The 21,660-nt window shown below is 66.2% G+C and carries 24 protein-coding genes; 15 read left to right on the forward strand and 9 right to left on the reverse strand.

Annotated elements, in window-relative coordinates; genetic code table 11:
• The first annotated feature begins 304 nt into the window (after positions 1-304).
• From R5H19_RS13160 to R5H19_RS13230, 15 genes are all read left to right on the forward strand, one after another.
• Entirely contained in the window at positions 305-1,210 is a 906-nt protein-coding gene (locus R5H19_RS13160; RefSeq protein ID WP_318159446.1) for a LysR substrate-binding domain-containing protein, read from the forward strand.
• 42 nt (positions 1,211-1,252) lie between these two features.
• The gene (locus R5H19_RS13165; RefSeq protein WP_318159447.1) at positions 1,253-1,498 is read left to right on the forward strand and encodes an EexN family lipoprotein; all 246 of its coding nucleotides are present in this window, start codon (positions 1,253-1,255) and stop codon (positions 1,496-1,498) included.
• A 220-nt stretch (positions 1,499-1,718) separates the two neighbouring features.
• Positions 1,719-3,716: a conjugal transfer protein TraG gene (locus R5H19_RS13170; protein WP_318159448.1), complete on the forward strand. Its 1,998-nt coding sequence runs from the start codon at positions 1,719-1,721 to the stop codon at positions 3,714-3,716.
• A complete protein-coding gene (locus R5H19_RS13175) occupies positions 3,713-4,177 on the forward strand; it encodes a CopG family transcriptional regulator (RefSeq protein WP_318159449.1) in 465 nt (154 codons plus the stop codon). The genes R5H19_RS13170 and R5H19_RS13175 overlap by 4 nt, the downstream gene beginning before the upstream one ends.
• Positions 4,174-5,199 carry a P-type conjugative transfer ATPase TrbB gene (trbB, locus tag R5H19_RS13180; RefSeq protein ID WP_318159450.1) on the forward strand — a complete coding sequence of 342 codons (1,026 nt, stop codon included), beginning with the start codon at positions 4,174-4,176 and terminating at the stop codon, positions 5,197-5,199. Before R5H19_RS13175 ends, trbB begins: the two co-directional genes overlap by 4 nt.
• Complete coding sequence (locus tag R5H19_RS13185) at positions 5,196-5,537, forward strand: TrbC/VirB2 family protein (RefSeq protein WP_318159451.1); 342 nt, start codon at positions 5,196-5,198, stop codon at positions 5,535-5,537. Before trbB ends, R5H19_RS13185 begins: the two co-directional genes overlap by 4 nt.
• Complete coding sequence (locus tag R5H19_RS13190) at positions 5,534-5,800, forward strand: VirB3 family type IV secretion system protein (protein WP_318159452.1); 267 nt, start codon at positions 5,534-5,536, stop codon at positions 5,798-5,800. The genes R5H19_RS13185 and R5H19_RS13190 overlap by 4 nt, the downstream gene beginning before the upstream one ends.
• A gap of 10 nt (positions 5,801-5,810) precedes the next feature.
• Positions 5,811-8,237, forward strand: coding sequence for a conjugal transfer protein TrbE (gene trbE / locus R5H19_RS13195; protein ID WP_318159453.1), 2,427 nt, complete (start codon positions 5,811-5,813; stop codon positions 8,235-8,237).
• Positions 8,234-8,962 carry a P-type conjugative transfer protein TrbJ gene (trbJ, locus tag R5H19_RS13200; protein ID WP_318159454.1) on the forward strand — a complete coding sequence of 243 codons (729 nt, stop codon included), beginning with the start codon at positions 8,234-8,236 and terminating at the stop codon, positions 8,960-8,962. Before trbE ends, trbJ begins: the two co-directional genes overlap by 4 nt.
• 4 nt (positions 8,963-8,966) lie before the next feature.
• A complete protein-coding gene (locus tag R5H19_RS13205) occupies positions 8,967-9,260 on the forward strand; it encodes a hypothetical protein (protein ID WP_318159455.1) in 294 nt (97 codons plus the stop codon).
• Entirely contained in the window at positions 9,257-10,600 is a 1,344-nt protein-coding gene (gene trbL, locus R5H19_RS13210) for a P-type conjugative transfer protein TrbL (protein ID WP_318159456.1), read from the forward strand. Before R5H19_RS13205 ends, trbL begins: the two co-directional genes overlap by 4 nt.
• Before the next feature lie 12 nt (positions 10,601-10,612).
• Positions 10,613-11,320 carry a conjugal transfer protein TrbF gene (gene trbF, locus R5H19_RS13215; protein ID WP_318159457.1) on the forward strand — a complete coding sequence of 236 codons (708 nt, stop codon included), beginning with the start codon at positions 10,613-10,615 and terminating at the stop codon, positions 11,318-11,320.
• On the forward strand, positions 11,317-12,324 hold the full coding sequence (gene trbG / locus R5H19_RS13220; RefSeq protein WP_318159458.1) for a P-type conjugative transfer protein TrbG: 1,008 nt from the start codon (positions 11,317-11,319) through the stop codon (positions 12,322-12,324). Before trbF ends, trbG begins: the two co-directional genes overlap by 4 nt.
• Entirely contained in the window at positions 12,311-13,600 is a 1,290-nt protein-coding gene (locus R5H19_RS13225; RefSeq protein WP_318159459.1) for a TrbI/VirB10 family protein, read from the forward strand. Before trbG ends, R5H19_RS13225 begins: the two co-directional genes overlap by 14 nt.
• Positions 13,597-13,854 (forward strand): DUF2274 domain-containing protein, encoded by a 258-nt coding sequence (locus R5H19_RS13230; protein ID WP_318159460.1) that lies wholly within the window; start codon positions 13,597-13,599, stop codon positions 13,852-13,854. Before R5H19_RS13225 ends, R5H19_RS13230 begins: the two co-directional genes overlap by 4 nt.
• A 587-nt stretch (positions 13,855-14,441) precedes the next feature.
• Here the strand turns inward: R5H19_RS13230 and R5H19_RS13235 are convergent.
• From R5H19_RS13235 to R5H19_RS13275, 9 genes are read right to left on the reverse strand one after another with little or no spacing between them, the layout of a single operon-like run.
• Positions 14,442-15,023, reverse strand: a complete 582-nt coding sequence (locus R5H19_RS13235; protein WP_318159461.1) for a cysteine dioxygenase family protein — start codon at positions 15,021-15,023, stop codon at positions 14,442-14,444.
• 34 nt (positions 15,024-15,057) lie between these two features.
• Positions 15,058-16,182 carry a homoserine O-acetyltransferase gene (locus R5H19_RS13240; protein ID WP_318159462.1) on the reverse strand — a complete coding sequence of 375 codons (1,125 nt, stop codon included), beginning with the start codon at positions 16,180-16,182 and terminating at the stop codon, positions 15,058-15,060.
• 2 nt (positions 16,183-16,184) lie between these two features.
• Positions 16,185-17,237, reverse strand: a complete 1,053-nt coding sequence (locus R5H19_RS13245; protein ID WP_318159463.1) for a hypothetical protein — start codon at positions 17,235-17,237, stop codon at positions 16,185-16,187.
• Positions 17,234-17,683 carry a cytochrome c-type biogenesis protein gene (locus tag R5H19_RS13250; RefSeq protein WP_318159464.1) on the reverse strand — a complete coding sequence of 150 codons (450 nt, stop codon included), beginning with the start codon at positions 17,681-17,683 and terminating at the stop codon, positions 17,234-17,236. The genes R5H19_RS13245 and R5H19_RS13250 overlap by 4 nt, the downstream gene beginning before the upstream one ends.
• Positions 17,683-18,225, reverse strand: coding sequence for a DsbE family thiol:disulfide interchange protein (locus tag R5H19_RS13255; RefSeq protein ID WP_318159465.1), 543 nt, complete (start codon positions 18,223-18,225; stop codon positions 17,683-17,685). The genes R5H19_RS13250 and R5H19_RS13255 overlap by 1 nt, the downstream gene beginning before the upstream one ends.
• Entirely contained in the window at positions 18,222-20,207 is a 1,986-nt protein-coding gene (locus R5H19_RS13260; protein WP_318159466.1) for a heme lyase CcmF/NrfE family subunit, read from the reverse strand. The genes R5H19_RS13255 and R5H19_RS13260 overlap by 4 nt, the downstream gene beginning before the upstream one ends.
• Positions 20,204-20,674 carry a cytochrome c maturation protein CcmE gene (gene ccmE, locus R5H19_RS13265; RefSeq protein ID WP_318159467.1) on the reverse strand — a complete coding sequence of 157 codons (471 nt, stop codon included), beginning with the start codon at positions 20,672-20,674 and terminating at the stop codon, positions 20,204-20,206. The genes R5H19_RS13260 and ccmE overlap by 4 nt, the downstream gene beginning before the upstream one ends.
• Before the next feature lie 24 nt (positions 20,675-20,698).
• Positions 20,699-20,905 (reverse strand): heme exporter protein CcmD, encoded by a 207-nt coding sequence (gene ccmD, locus R5H19_RS13270; RefSeq protein ID WP_318159468.1) that lies wholly within the window; start codon positions 20,903-20,905, stop codon positions 20,699-20,701.
• On the reverse strand, positions 20,902-21,660 hold the full coding sequence (locus R5H19_RS13275) for a heme ABC transporter permease (RefSeq protein WP_318159469.1): 759 nt from the start codon (positions 21,658-21,660) through the stop codon (positions 20,902-20,904). The genes ccmD and R5H19_RS13275 overlap by 4 nt, the downstream gene beginning before the upstream one ends.

A 21,660-nucleotide genomic window follows, 5' to 3' on the forward strand; every position in this document is an offset into this window, starting at 1 on the left:
GGATGCAGGGGATCGACGACAAGCGGTTGCCCACCTTGAAGTACGGAGGGGAGACGATTGAATTCGACTAATCACCCCCAAGGCTCTTTTCGGCCACATGTTGGCCATGAAACCTCACTTCTGTGTGATAAGGACACAATAGCAGGCGGCATCGCATGGCCGCGACCAGCGGAGCGATGATGTTGCTGCCTGCGGCACTGGCCTTGAGCAGCGATCGTCGCTTGCCGCCTAATGGCCATCCCCGCTGCTGATGCGTTATTGGACCGAAACAGCTATTTGGCACTATCAATTTGGGGATTGTTCCGTGGAACTTCGTCATATGCGTCGCTTTCTAGCTGTCGCTGAAGAACTCCACTTTGCTCGCGCGGCAGAGCGACTTCATATCGAACAATCGCCGCTATCGCGTGCGATCAAGGAACTCGAATCCGATCTTGGCGTGCAATTGTTCGAGCGCACCACGCGCAGCACGCGCCTGACTTGGGCTGGTCAGGTGTTTCTCGAAGACGTACGCCGCGTCTTCGCCGCACTCGACCAGGCCCGGATCAATGTGAAGGCGGCCGCGAGCGGCTACCACGGCACGCTGCGCATTGCAGTGTCCGATGGCATCGTCCCATCTCGTCTGGCCGCGCTCCTGGCCCAATGTCGTGCGGAGGAGCCGGAAGTGGAGACCCGTTTGTTCCAGACGCCGTTCGCGCAGCAGGTTAAGGGACTGCACAGCGATCTTTACGATGCGGGTTTTGCTCAGTCGGACGAGGTAGGTGACGGGATCGTCAGCGAGCCGGTGTGGCTTGATCCACTGGTAGCTGCAGTGCCGGCGCGTCATCCCTTGCTGGCGCACAAGCGGATTCCGCTAGGGGAGCTACTGCGCTATCCGCTGGTACTCTGTCACCCTGAAGCCTGTGAAGGCTGTGCGCGGCAGATCGCGCGCGTGCTGCGCACCGTGGATGCCGAGCCGATCGTGGCCGATCATGTGCGCACGCACGACATGCTGATTGCACTGATTGCTGCAGGCTACGGTATCGGTCTCACCAGCGCGACTCACATCGACGACTTTCGCCATCCCGAGATCGTCACGCGACCGTTGGCCGGCCGCGCCGTCATGTTGACGACGTATCTTTTGCACCCAGACGGTGAAGCATCCGAGGCATTGCGCCATTTCATCGATCGGGTTAGATCCGATCAAGCTCCTTTGCCAGGCGACAAACCGTAAAGCGCCTCAATGGCCTGGCCTCATGTCGCAGGAGAAAGTCCTATGAACAAGATCGGCGTGGTGTTGATGACTGCCATGCTTGCGGGGTGCAGCGGGGCCGCGCCCATCGACACGGTGGACTCGTTGGTGGCGCATCCCGGCCGACTGCACGAAGTCGAACAACAGTGCGCAAACGACTACGCGAAGATGGGCGTGGCCGAATGCAATGCCGCCTCTGAAGCGCGGCATCGCTTGTTCATGGGCAAAGGTCCGAAGTACACCCCGCCCAAGGAAGCGCCGAAGTTCTGAATCGTTGGCAAGCAGCACGTGATGTTGAGACATGTTGCTGGCTACGCCGTCGTGCGCACACAAACCCCGTGACGCGCTGTACGTTTTCCATGCTGGAAATTTTGCGTTTTCGATCTTCGCTATCGCGATAACGGTCTTTGACCGACACTGACCAAGGCGCCGAAGCTCCGGGTCGCGGCACGTCCTGTCGCAATGACGATGGAGCAGGTCGGAGGCCGGCATGAACGGGACCAGTGTGCTGTTCGGCCAGATACTGGTGGTTGTCAGTATTGTGGTCGCGGGAACGTGGGCTGCGACCCAATGGACCGCTGCACACCTGGGCTATCAGCTACGCCTTGGCGCGCCTTGGTTCGACCTGTTTGGCATGCCTTTCTATCACCCGTGGCGGCTGTTCGAATGGTGGTACTGGTACGACGCTTATGCGCCGCGCCTGTTTCTCAAGGGCGGTACCATCGCCGCGACGAGCGGTTTCACTGCCGCGTTTATCGCGATCGGCATGTCGGTGTGGCGTGCGCGACAGTCGCGGCGCGTCGCCACCTACGGTACGGCGCGCTGGGCTGAGGCGAAGGAAATCCGCAAAGCTGGATTGACCGGCACCGCTGGCGTCTTTCTCGGTCTGCATCACGCGCGTTACCTGCGGCATGACGGCCCTGAACACGTCCTGACCTTCGCCCCGACGCGCTCGGGCAAGGGCGTGGGCCTGGTGGTGCCGACGCTGCTCACTTGGCCGGCCTCGGTCGTGGTTCACGACATTAAGGGCGAGAACTGGCAACTCACCGCCGGCTGGCGCACGCGTTTCTCGCACTGCCTGTTGTTCAACCCCACTGATGCGCGCTCCGCTGCCTATAACCCGCTGCTGGAAGTGCGGCGCGGCGTGCATGAAGTGCGCGACGTGCAGAACATCGCCGACATCCTGGTCGATCCCGAAGGCGCGCTGGAGCGGCGCAACCATTGGGAGAAGACCAGTCATGCACTGTTGGTCGGCGCGATTCTGCACGTGCTGTATGCGGGCACCGACAAGACGCTGCGCGGCGTCGCCAACTTCCTCTCCGATCCGGCGTGTCCGTTCGAGCTGACGCTGCACCGGATGATGACGACGAAGCACTGTGGCGAGGCACCGCACCCGGTCGTCGCCTCCGCCGCGCGTGAAGTGCTCAACAAGAGCGACAACGAGCGTTCGGGCGTGCTGTCTACCGCGATGTCGTTCCTGGGTCTCTACCGCGATCCCACGGTGGCGGAAGTCACCGCGCGTTGCGACTGGCGCATCGCCGATCTGATCTCGGCCGAGCACCCGGTATCGCTGTACCTGGTCGTGCCGCCATCTGACATTAGTCGCACCAAGCCGCTGATCCGGCTGATCCTCAACCAGATTGGTCGGCGCCTGACCGAATCGCTCGATGGCTCCGACGGTATCGCGCGCAAATATCGTCTGCTGCTGATGCTCGACGAGTTCCCGGCACTCGGCCGGCTCGACTTCTTCGAGTCCGCGCTGGCTTTCATGGCGGGTTATGGTATCCGCAGTTTCCTGATCGCGCAGAGCCTCAACCAGATCGACAAGGCGTATGGCGCCAATCACTCGATCCTGGACAACTGCCATGTGCGCGTGACGTTCGCCACCAACGACGAACGCACCGCCAAGCGCATTTCCGAGACGCTGGGCACTGCGACCGAACTGCGCGCGCAGCGCAACTATGCTGGCCATCGCCTGGCGCCGTGGCTGGGCCATCTAATGGTGTCGCGCCAGGAGACGGCGCGTCCGCTGCTGACGCCCGGCGAGGTGATGCAACTCCCGCCCGACGATGCCGTGGTGATGGTCTCGGGCCATGCACCGATCCGTGCGAAGAAGCTGCGCTACTACGCCGATGCCAATTTCAAGCGCCGCGTGCTCACGCCGCCGGCGCTAGCAAGCGGCCCATACGTCGATACACCGGCGCGGCGCGTTGACGATTGGAGCGCACTGCCCATTCCCGTGATGCCGAGTGTGCCTGTCGCAACGATCACGCTGCCTGAAGGCGCGACCGACGACGGTGGCCTGCGGCGCCAACCCGAGCTGGCCGACGAGGAGGCCTATGTCCCGGCGCCCGATAAGGCGGCCAGCGACCTAGCGCTACTCGATGACGACGACTTGCCGTTGCCGATGCCCGCCCAGCTCGACCCACGCCTGCAACGCACGGCGCGGTTGGCCACGCTCGATCAGACGGACGGGATACTGCTATGAGCCAGTACCGTCTGAATCTGTTCGTCCCGCCTGAGCACGCCCGGCGGCTCGATGAGCTGGCTACCAAGAAAGGTGTCTCGAAGTCGTCCATCGTTGCAGCGGCACTGGCGTCCTGGCTTTCGCCCGATGCCGGCGACCAGCGTGAGGCCGCGATCGCCAAACGGCTGGATCGGCTCACGCGCCAGTTCGAGCGCCTGGAGCGAGACCAGTCTATCCAGATCGAAACGCTGGCGCTGTTCATCCGTTACTACCTGACGGTGAGTACCCCGGTACCGGAGACCCATCAGGACGCGGCCCGCGCCCAAGGCAAGGTGCGTTTCGCGCAGTTCATCGAGCAGCTGGGTCGCCACCTGCTGCGCGGACACAGCCTCGTACGTGAGCTGGTGGAGGAAATCCAGCCCGACACGGTGCGGCACGCCGCTGCCGATGCGGACACGCTGGTGCCGGAAGAGACACCATGAACGCGCAAGCGAATGATCTGCTGACGCCAGCCGCCCGGTCGTTAGACCGGCGTGTGCGCATGTTGCGCACGGCGATGGGGCCGCTGATCGCCGACGCGCTGGATGATCCGGACGTGGTGGAGATCCTGCTCAATCCGGACGGGTCGCTGTGGATTGACCGGCTATCCAGCGGGCGCGCACCGACGGACGTACGGCTTTCCGCTGCCGATGGTGAACGCATCATCCGGTTGGTCGCTGCCCACGTGCGCGCCGAGGTCCATGCCGATAAGCCGCTGCTGTCAGCGGAATTACCCGAGACCGGTGAACGCTTCGAGGGCATCCTGCCGCCGGCCGCACCAGGGCCGGCCTTCGCCCTGCGCAAGCGTGCGGTCGGGGTGATTCCGCTCGAACGCTATGTGAGCGACGGGATGATGACGGGCGCGCAAGCGGGTTTCCTTGTACGTGCCGTTCGCAAGCGCCAGAACATCCTGATCGCTGGTGGCACCAGCACTGGCAAGACCACGCTCGCCAACGCCTTGCTCGCCGAGATCGCCGCCACTGGCGACCGTGTGCTGGTGCTCGAAGACACCGTTGAGCTGCAATGCGCGGCGCGCGATCACGTGCCGCTGCGCACATTGCCGGGCGTCGTGTCCATGACCGAACTCGTACGCGCCACGATGCGGCTGCGTCCCGACCGCGTGATTGTCGGCGAGGTGCGCGGTGGCGAAGCCCTCGATCTGGTCAAGGTCTGGGGCACCGGCCACCCGGGCGGCATCGCCACGGTCCATGCCGGGTCCGCTCACGGCGCGTTGTTGCGCCTGGAGCAACTGATTCTCGAAGTTGCCGTGACCCCACCGCGCGCGCTGATCGCCGACGCGGTCAACGTCGTCGTCTTCATCGCCGGGCGCAGCCGTGCGCGTCACATCCAGGACATCGCCCGTGTCGTCGGTTTCGATGAGCGCGGGTATCGGCTCGATGCCGTGCTAGGCGCTTCGCCTGCTTCCTCGTCTTCCTTCGCCGCCACAGCAGGAGTCCCGTCATGACGCAAACCCGCCTTTACGACGATCCGTTTTTCCGTAAAACCTTGCCGTGGCTGCTGCTCCTGCTGACGTGTCTGGCGGCAACGGTTGCGCATGCGGCTGGCTCGAATATGCCATGGGAAGCGCCGCTGCAATCCATCCTCGACTCGATCCAGGGGCCGGTCGCCAAGATCATCGCGGTCATCATCATCATCGTGACGGGCCTCACGCTCGCCTTTGGCGACAGCAGCGGCGGCTTTCGACGCCTGATCCAGATTGTATTCGGACTCTCGATCGCGTTCGCCGCGTCTAGCTTCTTTCTGTCGTTCTTCAGCTTCTCCGGCGGTGCGGTGGTGGCATGAACGAGTCCACTGCCACCGGCTTCGAGGTGCCGCTGCATCGTTCGCTCACCGAGCCGATCCTGATGGGCGGCGCGCCGCGCACCGTGGCCATCGCCAATGGCACGCTGGCCGCCGCCGTGGGGCTGGGATTGCAACTGTGGATTCCCGGTATCGCGTTGTGGCTGATCGGTCATTCGCTCGCCGTGTGGGGTGCGAGAGTCGATCCGCAGTTCATGTCCGTCTTCGCGCGGCACCTTAAGCATCGACCGCTGCTGGACGTGTGAGGCTGATGTCATGTTGCACCTTGCCGAATACCGTCAACGTCCCGCGCTGCTCGCGGACTGGTTGCCGTGGGCAGGGCTTGTCGCGCCGGGCGTGGTGCTCGACAAGGACGGCGCGTTCCAGCGCACCGCACGTTTTCGCGGGCCGGACCTCGATAGTGCGACGCCGAGCGAACTAATCGCCACGACCGCGCGCTTGAACAATGCACTGCGCCGACTGGGCTCGGGCTGGGCGCTGTTCACCGAGGCCGAACGCTGGCCGGCCGCGGACTACCCGCACTCGGATTTTCCAGAACCGTTGTCCTGGCTGGTGGACGAGGAGCGCCGCGCCGCGTTCGAGGAAACCGACAGCCACTTCGAGAGCGCCTATCACCTGACACTGCTGTACCTGCCGCAGGAGGAATCGCGGGCGCGGGCCGGCAAGCTGCTCTACGAGAACACGCCGACCCGAGGCGTGGACTGGCGCGACCGGCTGAGCGCCTTCGTCGCCGAAACCGACCGCGTGTTCGACCTGCTCGATGGCGTGATGCCGGAGATGGCTTGGCTGGACGACAGTGAGACGTTGACCTACCTGCACGGCTGCATTTCGACGCGCCGCTATGCCATCGGCGTGCCCGAGGTGCCGTTTCACCTGGACGCGCTGCTGACCGACACCTCACTCGTGGGTGGCTTGGCGCCGATGCTGGGTGACGAGCAGGTGCGTGTGCTGACAGTGCGCGGCTTCCCGACGACGACCTGGCCGGGGATGCTCGATGACCTCAACCGCCTGGGCTTTGCGTACCGCTGGTCCACACGCTTCCTGTGCCTGGACAAGGCCGAGGCCGAGAAAGAGTTGGGCCGGTTGCGCCGGCAGTGGTTCGCCAAGCGCAAGAACGTCGTCGCGCTCTTGCGTGAAACGATCTTCCAGCAGGAATCGCCGCTGGTCGATACCGACGCCAGCAACAAGGCGAGCGATGCCGATGCCGCCCTGCAGGAGCTTGGTGGCGACCAGGTGGCCTTCGGTTACGTGACCACGACCGTCACCGTGATGGATGCCGACGCGGCAGCCGCCGACGAAAAGCTGCGCAGGGTCGAGCGTGCCATCCAGGGCCGCGGCTTCGTGACCATTCCCGAAACGCTCAATGCAGTGGAAGCGTGGCTCTCCTCGATTCCGGGCCATGCCTATGCCAACGTGCGTCAGCCGATCATCTCGACGTTGAACCTCGCGCACTTGATGCCGGTATCGGCCGTGTGGGCGGGACAAGAGAAGAACGCCCATCTCGATGGGCCGCCGTTGATCGTCACGCGCACCGATGGTGCCACGCCGTTCCGGTTGGTCACGCACATCGGTGATGTGGGCCATACGCTGGTCGTCGGCCCGACCGGCATGGGGAAGTCGGTGTTGCTGGCCGTGCTGGCGATGCAGTTCCGGCGCTATCGCGGCGCGCGCATCTTCGCGTTCGACATGGGCCGCTCGATGCGCGCCACCATCCTGGGTCTCGGCGGCGAGCACTACGATCTCGGCACGGATGGCGCGATCGCGTTCCAGCCGCTCGCGCGGATCGACCAGGAGGGCTATCGCGCCTGGGCCAGCGAGTGGATCGAAGGCCGCCTGACGCACGAAGGCGTGGCCATTGGTCCCGACGAGAAGGCGACCATCTGGTCGGCGCTGGGGAGTCTCGCTGGCGCGCCGATGGAACAACGCACGATGACCGGCTTGTCGGTGCTGTTGCAATCGAACGCGCTGCGCCAGGCACTTGCACCCTACGTGCTCGGCGGTGCCCACGGCAAGTTGCTTGATGCCGATCACGACCGCTTGGGCCGCGCCGACGTGCAAGGCTTCGAGATGGAGGAACTGATGCACAGCAAGGCTGCGGTGCTGGCCGTGCTGCATTACCTTTTTGCGCGCTTCGAGGAGCGGTTCGACGGCGCGCCGACGTTGCTGATCCTCGATGAGTCGTGGTTGTTCCTGGATGACCCGGTGTTCGCCGCGCGCATCCGCCAATGGCTCAAGACGTTACGCAAGAAGAACGTCAGCGCTGTCTTCGCCACGCAGTCGCTGGCCGACATCAAGGATTCGAGCATCGCGCCCGCGATCATCGAGAGCTGCGCGAGTCGCATCTTCCTGCCAAACCCGCAGGCCACCGAGCCGCAGATCCGTACGATCTACGAAGGCTTCGGGCTGAACGCCCGGCAGATCGAGATCGTCGCCACCGCCGAGCCCAAGCGCGACTACTACTACCAGTCGCGGCTGGGCAATCGCCTGTTCGATCTCGACCTCGGGCCGATCGCACTTTCCTTCGCCGGCACCTCGACGCCCCAGGACCAGCACGACATCGACCGCGTGCTACTCGACGCCGGTGCGCCGGGATTCACCGGTGCCTGGTTGCGCCACGCCGGCCTCGATTGGGCCGCCGACCTCATTCCTTCGTTTCCCACATCATCGGAGATTCGGCCATGAAGAAGACCTGGCTGGCCGCCGCTGCGGCCGCGTTGTTCACGTGTTCGTCCGCGAGCTTCGCGCAGTGGGCGGTGTTCGACGTCGCGAACTACTCACAGAACCTGCTCACCGCCGCGCGCGAGCTGCAACAGATCGACAACCAGATCCAGCAGTTGCAGAACGAAGCGACGATGCTGACCAACCAAGGCCGAAACCTGACGAGCCTCAATTACAACTCGCTGTCGCAGTTGCTCGCCACGCTGGCGAGCACCAACCAGTTGATCGCGCAGGCGCAGGGATTGACGTTCAAGGTCGCGCAGTCACAGGTGACCTTCGACCGGCTGTATCCGTCGTCCTACAGTGCCAGCACCAGCCATGCCCAGATGGTGCAGGACGCACAATCGCGCTGGCGGACCTCGGTACAAGCGTTGCAGACCGCAACGCAGATGCAGTCGCAGGCCGCGCAGAACCTACTGTCGGACCAGAGCGTCTTGAGCGGGCTGGTTACGCAGAGTCAGGGGGCGGTCGGCGCCTTGCAGGCCAGTCAGGCGACCAACCAGTTGCTGGCGCTGATCGCACGCCAGGCGATCCAGGCGCAACAGTTCACCGTGTCGCAAGATCGCGCGGCCGCGCTGGACCAGGCCCGCGGGGCGGCCGACGAGGCGCAGGCCGAACAGGTGCGTTCGCGTTTCATCGGCAACGGCCCGCAATACACCCCGCAGCCCGTGAACTTCTACGGGAACTAAGGCCATGACCCGCGCACTCGTCCTGTCCGTCGTCGCGGTGCTGACCGCCTGCGGTCGGCACACACCCGCGTTGACAGTGGACGCGCTGGCCCACGATCCGCAGCGGCTCTATGCGTTGCGTCATCGCTGCTCCGTCACGCACACGCGTGTTGACAGCGCCACATGCGGCTTCGTGGATGCGGCGTATGCGCGGCGTTTCTTCCTCGGCCTCGGCGGCCCCGATGAATACCAGACGCTGGCCTCGCTGCCGCCGATTCCGGCGAGCTTCGACCAGTCCGACCGCGGAACACGGCCATGAACGACCTCTCCGTCATCGACCAGTTTTTGGCCGTCTTCTCGCAGTACATCGACTCCGGGTTCGGGCTGCTGCACGGCGAAGTGGCGTATCTCTCCGCCACGCTGATCGTCATCGACATGACGCTGGCGGGGCTGTTCTGGGCGATGGGCGGTGAGGAGGTGTTGCCCAAGCTCATCCGCAAGACGCTCTATGTCGGCGCCTTCGCCTACATCATCGGCAACTTCAACACGCTGGCCGGCATCGTGTTCCGTTCGTTTGCGGGTCTCGGGCTGCTCGCCGCCGGCTCGACCGTCAGCATCGGCGACTTCCTGCAACCCGGACGCCTCGCCCAGATCGGCGTCACGGCGGGCCAGCCGATCCTGCTACAGCTCGGCACGATGTCCCACGGGTTCACGGCCGTCTTCAGCAACCTCGACATGATCGTGGTGCTGCTGCTCGCGTGGATCGTCGTGGTCATCAGCTTCTTCATCCTGGCGGTACAGCTTTTCGTGACGCTGATCGAGTTCAAGCTGACCACGCTTGCCGGCTTCGTGCTGGTGCCGTTCGCGCTCTGGAACAAGACCGCGTTCCTCGCTGAGAAAGTGCTCGGCAACGTGGTGTCCTCGGGTGTCAAGGTGCTGGTGCTGGCCGTGATCGTCGGCATCGGCTCGACGATCTTCGGGCAGTTCCAGACACCGACCGGCGCCGATCCGTCGCTGAACCACGTACTCGCCATCATGCTGGCTTCGCTCACGATGCTGGGCTTGGGTATCTTCGGGCCAGGTATTGCTACGGGGCTGGTGTCCGGTGCACCGCAGCTCGGTGCCGGGGCGGCGGCCGGCACGGCACTCGGTGCCGCGGGCCTGGCCGTCGCCGGCGGTGCAGCCATTGCGACGGGCGGTGCCGCCGTCGCCGCCGGCACACGCCTGGCCGCGCGCGGGGCCGTGGGCACAGCGCGCGCGGGCAGCGGCGCCGCCACGGCGTATCGCGCCGGTACGGCAGCGTCGGGCGCAACCGGGGCGCGAGCCTTCGGCGCCGGCATGGCCAACGTCGCGCGCAGCGGCGCACAAGCCGCTGGGCAGCGCATGGCGGCTGGCGCTCGTGCCGTGCGGAATCGTGTTGCCTCGGCGGCCAGTGCCACGCCTGCTTCAAGCTCACCTGCCGGCAAAGCACCCAGCACACCGGCAGCGAGCGCTGCCGTATCCCCTACATCTGACGACAAAGCGCCTGACTGGGCGCAGCGGCTGCAACGCCGCCAGCGCGTGGCACACGGCGCTTCGACCGCGGCGCACGTCATGCGCTCGGCCGATCACGGCGGCGGTGGCGCAGCCCCCGACCTGCGTGATTCCTCGAACGAGTAAAGGAGGCGGACGATGCGTTTCAAACGATCTGGTGTGCGCTACAGCGAGTCTCCCGCGCCTGCCACGCCTTACCAGGCCGCCGCGCAAGTCTGGGATGAACGGCTCGGCAGCGCCCGCGTGCAGGCGAAGAACTGGCGGCTGATGGCCTGTGGATGCTTGGGGCTCGCCGTGCTGATGGCCGCTGGACTCGTGTGGCAGTCCGGCAAGTCACGCGTCACGCCCTACGTGGTGGAAGTCGATCACGCAGGACAGGTGCGTGCGGTCGGTGCGGCGCTGACACCGTACCAGCCGACCGATGCGCAGATCGCCTACCACCTGGCACGCTTCATTACCGACGTGCGCGCGCTGTCGATCGACCCGGTGGTGGTGCGGCAGAACTGGCTCGAAGCGTACGGCTACACCACCGACCGCGGTGCGGCGACTTTGAACGACTACGCGCGCGCCCACGATCCGTTCGCCCATGTCGGCCAGGATTCCGTCTCCGTGGACGTGACCAGCGTGGTGCGGGTCAGCGATACCTCGTTCCAGGTGCGCTGGACTGAGCAGCACTACAACGAGGGCACACCCACGGGCATTGAGCACTGGACCGCGATGCTCACCCTCGTCATGCAGACGCCGCGCACTGAGCAGCAGGTGCGCCGCAACCCCCTCGGTATCTACGTCAACGGCCTGTCCTGGAGCCGCGATCTGGACGCACCGGAAGGAGCGAAGAAGCCATGAAAACCTCGATCAACGCCATTGCCATCCTGGGTCTGCTGGCGACGCTGGCCGGCTGCGCGACGCAAGGCAAGCCGCCGCCGACCATCTCGCTGGACGAACCCGTGAAGGCCGAACCGTTGCCCGAACCGGCCAAACCGGTCGAGGTGGTGAAAGTGCCCAAGCTGCTGCCCTTGCCGGACCAGATGAAGCCGCTGCCGACGGCAGCCGACGCCAAGCCGACACCCAAGTTGACCGACGCAAAGGCCCGCGTCGAACAGGCCAACGTCGAGGCGAGCGTGGCGCCCACGCGCGAGGGATACATCAACGCGATCCAGGTCTGGCCGTTCTCCGACGGGGCGCTCTATCAGGTCTACACGAGTCCAGGCCGGGTGACGGTCATTTCATTGCAGTCGGGTGAGGAGCTGGTTACGGTCGCCGCCGGCGATACGGTGCAATGGATCGTGGGCGATACGGCCAGCGGCAGCGGCGCGAGCCGACGGGTGGCCGTGATGGTCAAGCCGGTGCGTGCGGGGATCACGACCAACCTCGTCATCACGACAAGTCGACGCACTTATTTACTGGAACTCACCTCCACGCCGAAAGCGTGGATGGCCTCGGTGTCGTGGGAGTACCCGAAGGACCAGATGTTGGCGTTGCAGGCCCAGGCGCAGGCGGCCGACGCGCAGGCACCGGCCGCCTCGGGTCTGTCGCTGGATCAGTTGCACTTCCGTTACGCGATCACGGGGGACAGTCCACCGTGGAAACCTGTGCGTGCCTTCGACGATGGGCAGCACGTGTATATCCAGTTCCCGGCCGGTATTGCGCAAGGTGAACTGCCACCGTTGTTCGTCGTCGGGCCGGACGGCAAGGGCGAGCTGGTGAACTACCGTTTCCACGCGCCTTACGACATCGTCGACCGCCTGTTCGGCGCGGCCGAGCTGCGGCTGGGCGGCGACAAGGCGGCCGTGGTACGCATCGAACGCACCGACGGGATCGCCGTGGGAGCCGGTCATGGGCAACATTGACCACGAGCCGCAGCCAGTGCCGAAGGTGGCACCCGAGGGCGTCGCGCTGCGAGCGCCGCCGCGTTCGGTGACGCGGTTGAACCGCCGCATGCTGGCGATCGCCGCCACGGTGCTGACGGTCGCCGTCGCCGGAGCGTCGATGTGGGCGCTGCAATCGAAGGGGCGGCGGGGTTCCGTCGATCAGACCGAGCTGTACAACGTCAATCGTGTGGCGAAGGCGGACGACCTGGATCAGTTGCCGGCGGACTACTCGAAGTTGCCAACGAAGCCCGCCCCGGTGTCGGCGGCCAGCGTGCCGCAGCTCGGGCCGCCGTTGCCGGGCGATTGGGGCGCGGCCTCCGTCGCTCCGCTGCCGGCGGGCAGCGGTAATACGGGGCCATCGGCCGAGAGCATCGACCGACAGCGAGAGGCCGAGGAAGTCGCCCGTTCGTCGGTCTTCTTCCGTACCAGCAACATCACAGGCAAGACGGGCGCGGCGACGACGATTCCCCAAGTGCCGGCCATGCCGAATGCGTCGGCCGGACCGTTCAATCCGATGGGTGCCGGGCCAGCGTCCACGGCGGCGCAGCCCAACGATCCGACGGCGATCCAGAGCCGACAGGACCAAAAGGAAGCGTTCTTGACCAAAGGCGGCGACGCCGTCACCAGCAACACCGGCACCTTGCAGATACCGTCTTCGCCGTACACGGTGATGGCCGGCACGGTAATCCCGGCGGCGTTGGTGACGGGCATCAATTCCGACCTGCCAGGGCAGATCATCGCCGAGGTGACGCAGCCGGTGTACGACACGGCGACCGGCCGCTACCTGCTGATCCCGCAGGGCTCGCGCCTGATCGGTCGCTACGACAGCCAGGTGGCGTTTGGGCAGCGGCGTGTGCTGCTGGTCTGGCTGCGCCTGGTGTTGCCGGATACCTCGTCGATCACGCTGGACAAACTGCCCGGCATCGACCCGGCCGGCTACGCCGGCCTGGAGGATGGCGTGGACTGGCATTGGAGCCGCATCTTGGCCGGCGCGGCGCTGTCCACGATGCTCGGCGTCAGCTCCGAGTTGGCCGTCTCGAACGAGGGCAGCGTCAACGGCAACACAGTCGTCGCCTTGCGCAACAGTGCGCAGGACACGGCCAACCAGGTCGGCCAGGAGATCACTCGGCGCAACCTCAGCATTCAGCCGACGCTGACCGTGCGGCCGGGTTTCCCGCTGGACGTAATGGTGAACAAGGATCTAATGCTACGGCCGTATCAGCCGATGTTTTTCCAGCGAGGACCGATGCCATGAGTCCGTCCGCGAAGAAGTTGCGGCTCGGGCCGTTGCCCGGTACGCAGACGGTCAAATTGACGTTCTCGTGTCCCACAGGCCTCAAAGCCGACCTCGACCGCTATGCCGCGCTGCATGCGCAAATCTACGGTGAGGCGGTCGATGCAGCGACGTTGATCCCGCATATGCTTGAAGCCTTTATGGCGGGAGACCGAGGCTTCCGACGTTCGAGTAGTAGTAGCACACGCCGCAACGAAAAAGCCGCCTCTGTGTGAACAGGGGCGGCTTTGAATTGGTGCCCGAGGTCGGACTCGAACCGACAAGCCTTGCGGCGGAGGATTTTCTTCCCACTTCGGCTTTCGCCGCCGTCCTGCACGGGGCAGGGCGTTCGTGGTCTGGAGCACGCCTTCACCATAGCCTTTCGACCGTAGGTGCCCGCCGTCTGCTCTCTACACCTTCCCATACCTTTCGGCTTGGGCTTGGCTCGGCATTAGCTCGGACTTGCGTCCAGGGCCTTCACCGAGTTTGACGGGCTTCACCTCAAGGATTTCTCCAAGAGGGCTCAAATTTGGTCTGAGTCCTCTGCGTCTACCAATTCCACCACTCGGGCGTGACGCAATCTTACAGCACTACCTTCTACTACTCGCTTGGAACCAGTCTGCATCGCCCTGGCTCCTGTTTGGTTCCTGATGCGAAAAGTGTACTTTTCGATCAAGAGCCGATACTTCGTTCAATCCCTTGCCTGGTACAGCTTGGCGGACGATGAACACAAGCTAACCATAGGTAGAAGTACCTATTTTTGAGTCCGCCGCGTCTACCATTCCGCCACACCGGCATGTGCGAGCGGGGAATTATGCCGGGTTCAGTGCACGCGGTCGAGACCCAGCTGGCGCACGTCGCGGTCGTACCAGCGGTCCTCGGGCAGCGGGCGGAACACCGAGCAGCGGGTCATCGGGCCGGAGTAGATGTGCAGGCTGACGGTGACGCTGCTGTCGCTGGGGTTGCGGATGCTGTGGTACTCGTGCGGCGGGATCAGGCTGCCGGCCGAGCCGGCGCCGGCCTGGATCGAGCCGACCGGCTGGAAGCAGTAGCGCTGCGCGTCGTGCTCCAGCAATTCGTACTGCACGATTTCCAGCGCGCCGTTCCACACGCCTTCGACGCACCACATGCCGTCGTGGTCGTGGATCGGCGTGCCCTGGCCCGGCCCCCAGGTCATCGCCACCACGCAGTAGCCGTGCTGCTCGCTGCGGTACAGCTCGCGGCGGGCGTAGTGGTCGGGGTTGGCCTCGAACACGCACTCGGGCAGGGTGACGGCGTTGTCGCGGATCAGCTTGCACAGGCTGTGGCGCAGGCTGTCGGTGAGCTCGTGGGTGGTCGGCTTGGCGACGGCCGCGTCGATCGCGTCGATCAGGATGCGGCTGCCGGGAAAGTCGAGGGTAAGCATGATGATCTCGGTTCGGTGCGTGGCACGGCTTATCTTAGCAAGTCGGCGACGGAGGCGCGGTCAGCCGGTTCAGGAAGCCGCCGATCGCGCGGCTGTAGTTGTCGATGTCGACCAGGAAGGCGTCGTGGCCCTGCGGCGAATCCAGCGCCACGAACTCCACCTGCGCGCCGGCTGCCTGCAGTCCCTCGGCGATCTGCTCCTGCTGCTGCAGCGGGAACAGGATGTCGGTGCTCACGCCGATCACCATGGCCCGCTCGACGCGGATGCGCTTGAGCCCCTCCAGCACGCTGCCGTGGCCGTACTCGGCGATGTCGAACCAGTCGCTGGCGCGCGACAGGTACAGGTAGCTGTTGGGATCGAAGTGGCGCACGAAGCGGCGGGCATGGCCTTCCAGGTAGGACTCGACCTGGAACTCGCGGCCGAACGGCTCGTCCTCGCGCTGCTCCGGGTCGAGCCGGATGCGCGCGAAGCGGCCGTTCCACTCCATCGCCGAACGGTAGGTGATCACGCCGAGCTTGCGCGCGATGCTCATGCCGATCTCGGGGTAGCTGGCGTCGTCGTAGCGGCCTTCGTTCCAGTGCGGATCGAGCCGGATCGCCTCGCGCTGCAGCGAGCGGATCGCGATGGCGAACGGCTGCGCCTGCGGCGCGGTGTCCACGCTGATGTGCGCGCGCACGCTATCGGGGTGCAACAGCATGTAGGCCAGCGCGCTCATGCCGCCCATCGAGCAGCCGATCAGGCAGGCCAGCCGCGCGATGCCGAGGTGGGCGACCACCGCGTGCGCGGCGTTGGCCACGTCCTCCAGCGCCAGTTCGGGAAAGCCCAGGCGGTACGGCTCGCCGCTGGCCGGGTCGATCGAGGCGGGGCAGGTGGAGCCCTTGTCGCTGCCCAGCGAGTTCACGCAGATCACGTACCAGCGCGTGGTGTCGATCGCCTTGCCGGGGCCGGCCATCTCCTGCCACCAGCCGGGCGAGGGGTCCTCCTCGCAGGAGGTCATGTGCGCGCTGGGCGAGAGCCCGGTGAGCACCAGCACGGCGTTGTCGCGCGCGGCGTTCAGCGTGCCCCAGGTTTCGTAGGCGACGCGTGCGCCGTGCAGCTTGCCGCCGCGCTTCATCGGGAACGGCGAGGGCAGCGGCAGGTAACGGCGCGCGTCGCCCATGTTCAGTGCACCTTGTCGATGCGGATCTTGATCGGGGTCTTGCTGTCGACCGGCACCACGCCGGCGTCGCCTTCCAGGTCGCCGGGCTGGGCCACCGGCTGGCCGCTGTGGCTGATCCGCGCGCCGACGAAGACGCGCTCGACCGAGGACAGCTTGAACGCCGGCGTCATCGCCATCGCATCGCTCAGCGTGACGGTGGCGGGCAGCTGGGCGGGATCGAGTCTGGCGACCGCCAGCGGCATCGGCGGGCCGTTCTCGGCGCGGGCGTAGACGAACAAGGCGTCGCCGGGGGCAAGCTTGTCCTGCAGCGCGGGTGCCAGCGCCACCTGCACCTGCAGCGTGGCGCCCTGCGGGGGCGCCGCGGCGGCGCTGCTCGATGCGCCGGCCGGTGCGCCGCCGGCGCGGGCATCGGCTACGGCGATCTGCTCGGCCACGGCCTTGGCCACGTTCGAGCCAGGCTCCAGCTGCGGCTGCAGCAGGCGCCAGGTGGCGGCGGCCTCGCGGTAGGCGCCGCGCTGGAAGTCGCTGATGCCGAGCAGCCACAGGCCGCGCTGGCTGTCCGGATGCAGCTGCACGGCGCGCTTGAGCAGTTCCAGCGCGCGACCTTCGATGCGGTGGTCGCTGCGCGTCATCGAGTCGTTCTCGGCCCAGCCGACCATCGCCTCGGCGTTGTTCGGGGCCAGTCGCAGCACCTGATCGAACGCGTCGCGCGCCTCGGCCGGCTGGCGCAGCATGCTGCTGGTCTGGGCCAGCAGCATCCAGCCCTGCAGGTCATCCGGCTGCTGCTGCAGGTGCGTGCGCAGTTCGGTGAGCGCCTGCTGCATGCTGATCGGCGCGGCGGCCTCGGCGGTCACGCCGTTCAACGCGGCCGGCGTGCCCACCAGCAGGTACAGCGCGCCGCTGCCCAGCGGCAGCACCAGCGCGATCAGCAGGGCCACGACGAACACGCTGCGCGGACGGCCGGAGCGGCGGCCCTGGCGCAGCAGCGGCAGCAACAGCATGGCCAGCGCCACCGCGACCATCACGGCAGCGGCAATGAAAAAAGCGGTCTTCACCAGTCGTCCCCGTTGTCGGTCGGTGCTTCAGTGATGGTGGTGCCGCCGGCGCGGCCACGTCGGCGGACCGCCACCAGCACCACGCCGGCGCCGCCGAGCAGGATCAGCAGCGGGCCGAACCAGAGCAGCCAGGTGCGCGAGGTCAACGGCGGGTCGTACAGCACGAAGTCGGAATAGCGCGCGACCAGGTACTGCTTGATCTCCGCGTCGCTCTTGCCCTGCTGCATCATCTGGAAGATCTGGTTGCGCAGGTCGCGCGCGATCGGCGCGTTGGAGTCGGCCAGCGTCTCGTTCTGGCACATCGGGCAGCGCAGCTGATGGGTGAGATGCTGGAAGCGCAGTTCCTGGGCGTGGTCCTTGAACGGCAGCGGCTCGATCGCCTGGGCATGGGCGAGACCGCCCAACAGCAGCGAAGCGGCGAGAAGCATGCGGAGCAGCCCACGCATCACGGCGCCTCCTTCAGCATCGCCGCGATCGCCGGTTTCAGCTCCTTCGCCACCACCTCGGGAGTCAGCGGGCCGATGTGCTTGTAGCGGATCACGCCCTTCGCGTCGATCAGGAAGCTTTCCGGCGCGCCGTACACGCCGAAGTCGATCGCGGTGCGGCCAGGTTCGTCGGCGATCAGCAGGTCGTACGGGTTGCCGTGCCTGGCCAGCCAATTCTTGGCGTCGTCCGGCGCATCCTTGTAGTTGTAGCCGACCAGCTGCACGCCCAGGGTCGGGCCCTCGGCGGTCAGCACCGGATGCTCCGCGCCGCACTCGATGCACCAGCTGGCGAACACGTTGAGCAGGTAGGCCTTGCCCAGCAGGTCGGCCTTGCTGACCGTCTGGGTCGGTTCGTACAGCTTGGGCAGGTTGAACGCGGGCGCCGGCTTGTCCAGCAGCGGCGTCGGGATCGCGTTCGGGTCGTGCTGGGTGTTCCACCAGATGCCGAAGCCGAACAGGCCCACCAGCAGCATGAAGCCGATGAACGGGAGCAGGCGGCTCATGCGCGGGTTTCCTGTGCCAGCAGGCCGTCGGCATCGGGGGGGCCGGCCTCGGCCCTGACGCTGCGCTTGATGCGGAAACGCTTGTCGGCGGCGCAGACCAGGCCGCCCAGCATCATCAGCAGGCCACCGGCCCAGATCCAGCGGACGAACGGCTTGTAGTACAGCCGCAGCGCCCAGGCGCCTTCGATGTCGTTCGTGTCCATCGGTTCGCCCAGCGCCACGTACAGGTCGCGGGTCACGCCGGGGTCCACGGCGGATTCGGTCTGCACCTGGCCGCGCAGGTAGGTGCGCTTCTGCGGGTGCATCACGGTGACTTCGCCGCCGTTGCGGGTGACCGTGACCACGCCCTGGTCGGCCTTCCAGTTCGGCCCGCTGACACGGTGCACGCCGTCGAAGCGGAAATCGTAACTGCCGATGCGCTGGGTTTCGCCTGGCGCCATGCGCACGTCGCGGCTCACGCTGAGCGACTCGGTCAGCAGCACGCCGACCACGAATACGCCCACGCCCAGGTGGGCCAGCAGCATGCCGGCCATCTCGCCGGGGTAGCGCCGGCCGCGCGGGGCCTCACGCCAGCGCTTGTACACATAGAGCAGCACGCCCGCCACGATCCACACGCCGGCCGCCACGCCGACGATCGCCTTCAGGTTTCCGTCGACCAGGAAGGCCGCGACGATGGCGCAGGCCAGCGCGGCGACGACCACGCGCAGCAGCAGGCTCTTGAGCACCGGCGTCTCGCCCTTGCCCCAGCGCAGGAACGGGCCGAACGGCAGCAATAGCACCACCGGCGCCATCAGCAACGGGAACAGGAAGCCGAAGTAGGGCGGACCGACCGAGATCCGGCCCAGGTTCAGCGCGTCGCCGATCAGCGGGAACAGCGTGCCCAGCAGCACCATCGCCGCGGCCACCGCGAACATCAGGTTGCCGATCAGCAGCGCGGTTTCGCGCGACACCACCTGGAACGACTTGCCGCCCAGCACTTTCGGCGCGCGCAGCGCGTACAGCAGCAGCGAGCCACCGACCACGATGGTGAGGAAGGCCAGGATGAACACGCCGCGGCGCGGGTCCGAAGCGAACGCATGCACCGAGGTGAGCACGCCCGAGCGCACCAGGAAAGTGCCGAGCAGCGAGAGCGAGAACGCGAAGATCGACAGCAGGATGGTCCATGCGCGCAGCGAGCCGCGCTTCTCGGTCACCGCCTGCGCGTGGATCAGCGCCGCGCCGACCAGCCATGGCATGAAGCTGGCATTCTCCACCGGGTCCCAGAACCACCAGCCGCCCCAGCCCAGTTCCGCATACGCCCACCAGCTGCCGGCGACGATGCCGCAGGTGAGGAGGGCCCAGGCCACGTTGGTCCACGGCCGCGCCCAGCGCACCCACGCCTGCTCCAGCTCGCCGCCGAGCAGCGCGGCGATCGAGAACGCGAACGCGACCGAGAAGCCCACGTAGCCCATGTACAGCATCGGCGGGTGCATGGTCATGCCCGGATCCTGCAGCACCGGGTTCAGGTCCGCGCCGTCGCCCGGCATCGGCAGCAGCCGCCCGAACGGGTTGGAGGTGAAGATGATGAAGGCGAGGAAGCCCACCGCGATCAGCCCCATCACGGCGATCACGCGCGAAGCGAACACCTCGGGCAGCTTCTGGCTTAACGCGACCAGGGCCATGGTCCACACGTTGAGGATGAAGATCCACAACAGCAGCGACCCCTCGTGCGCGCCCCACACCGCGGCGATGCGGTAGTACCACGGCAGCGCCAGGTTCGAGTTGTCGGCCACGTACTGCACCGAGAAGTCGAAGCGCAGGAAGGCCCAGGCCAGGATGCCGAACGCCATCGCCACGAATACCGCCTGGCCGGCCGCCGCCGGTCGTGCCACCGCCATCAGCGCGCGGTTGCCGCGCCAGGCGCCGACCAGCGGCAGGATGCTTTGTGCCAGCGCCAGCAGCATGGCGAGGATCAATGCGAGCTGGCCGAGTTCGGGGGTCATGGCATCTTGTCCTGCGCCGCGGCGGCTTCCTCGACCTGCTTCCCTTCGTGCGCCTTGGCCATGGCGTCCTTCAGCTCCTTCGGCATGTAGGTCTCGTCGTGCTTGGCCAGCACCTCGGTGGCGACGAAGCGGGCGCCGTCCATGTGGCCGGTGGCGATCACCGACTGGTTGTCGCGGAACAGGTCGGGCAGGATGCCGGTGTACTCCACCGGCATCGCGCCGCCGGCGTCGACTACGGTGAAGGTGACCTTGAGCGAATCGCCGGAGCGCTGGATCGAACCGGCCTTGACCATGCCGCCGAGTCGGAACGTCTTGTAGCCGGCGGCCTCGCCCGACTGCACCTGGCTCGGGGTCAGCAGGTAGTTCATGTTGTTCTGCAACGCCAGTACGACCAGCACGGCGGCGACGGCAGCCGCGGCGAGGATGGCCAGCACGATTGTGAGCCGGCGTTTGCGGGTGGGGTTCATGGGCATGGCGATCGACCGCCCCGGTCAGGGGGACGCTGGAGTGGAAGGGGGGTTGCGTTCCTGTCGTGCGCTCTGACGCGCCAGGCGGGCGCGAAGTTCCGCCAGCACGCGGCGGCGGCGCAGGCGCGGCGCCAGGGTGTCGGCGATCAGCACGGCGAAGAACAGCGCGTAGGCCGGCCATACATAGGCGGCATAACCGCCCATCGCGAAGAAGTGCTGCAGGGCGCTCATCGGTCGGCCTCGTCTTCGGCGATCTTGCGCACCCAGTCCTTGCCGCCTTCCAGCGCCAGCAGGTCGGTGCGTGCACGGCGGAACAGGCTGGCGAGGTAATAGAACTTGGTCGCCAGGGTCATGGTCAGCAGCGGCCACAGCATGGCGGCGGAGATCTTCGACGGGCCGAACACGTTGACCGTGCTGCCCTGGTGCAGGGTGTTCCACCAGTTGACTGAGAAGTGCACGATCGGCACGTTGATGATGCCGATGATGGCCAGGAACGCCGCCGCGCGCGCGCCCTGGCGGCGATCCTCGAACGCGTGGTACAGCCCGATCACGCCCAGGAACAGGAACAGCAGCACCAGCTCGGAGGTGAGCCGCGCGTCCCAGGTCCACCAGGTGCCCCACATCGGCTTGCCCCACAGCGAGCCGGTGACCAGGGTGATGAAGGTGAACGCCGCACCGATCGGCGCCGATTCCATCGCCACCACTTCGGCCAGCTTGATCCGCCACACCAGCGCGACGAACGAGGCCACGCCCATCACCGCGTAGATGAACATGCTCATCCACGCACTGGGCACGTGGATGAAGATGATGCGGTAGGCGTCGCCCTGCTGGTAGTCGGCCGGCGCCAGCACCAGGCCGCCGTACAGCGCGACGGCGCCGAGCAGCAGCGCCAGACCCATCGCCCACGGCTGCAGCGTGCCGGCAAAGCGGTAGAACGTCGGCGGCGAGCCGAGCTTGTGCAACCAGAGCGGAATCCAGTCAGACAT

The sequence above is a fragment of the Rhodanobacter sp. KK11 genome (assembly GCF_033345435.1).
GTDB lineage: Bacteria > Pseudomonadota > Gammaproteobacteria > Xanthomonadales > Rhodanobacteraceae > Rhodanobacter.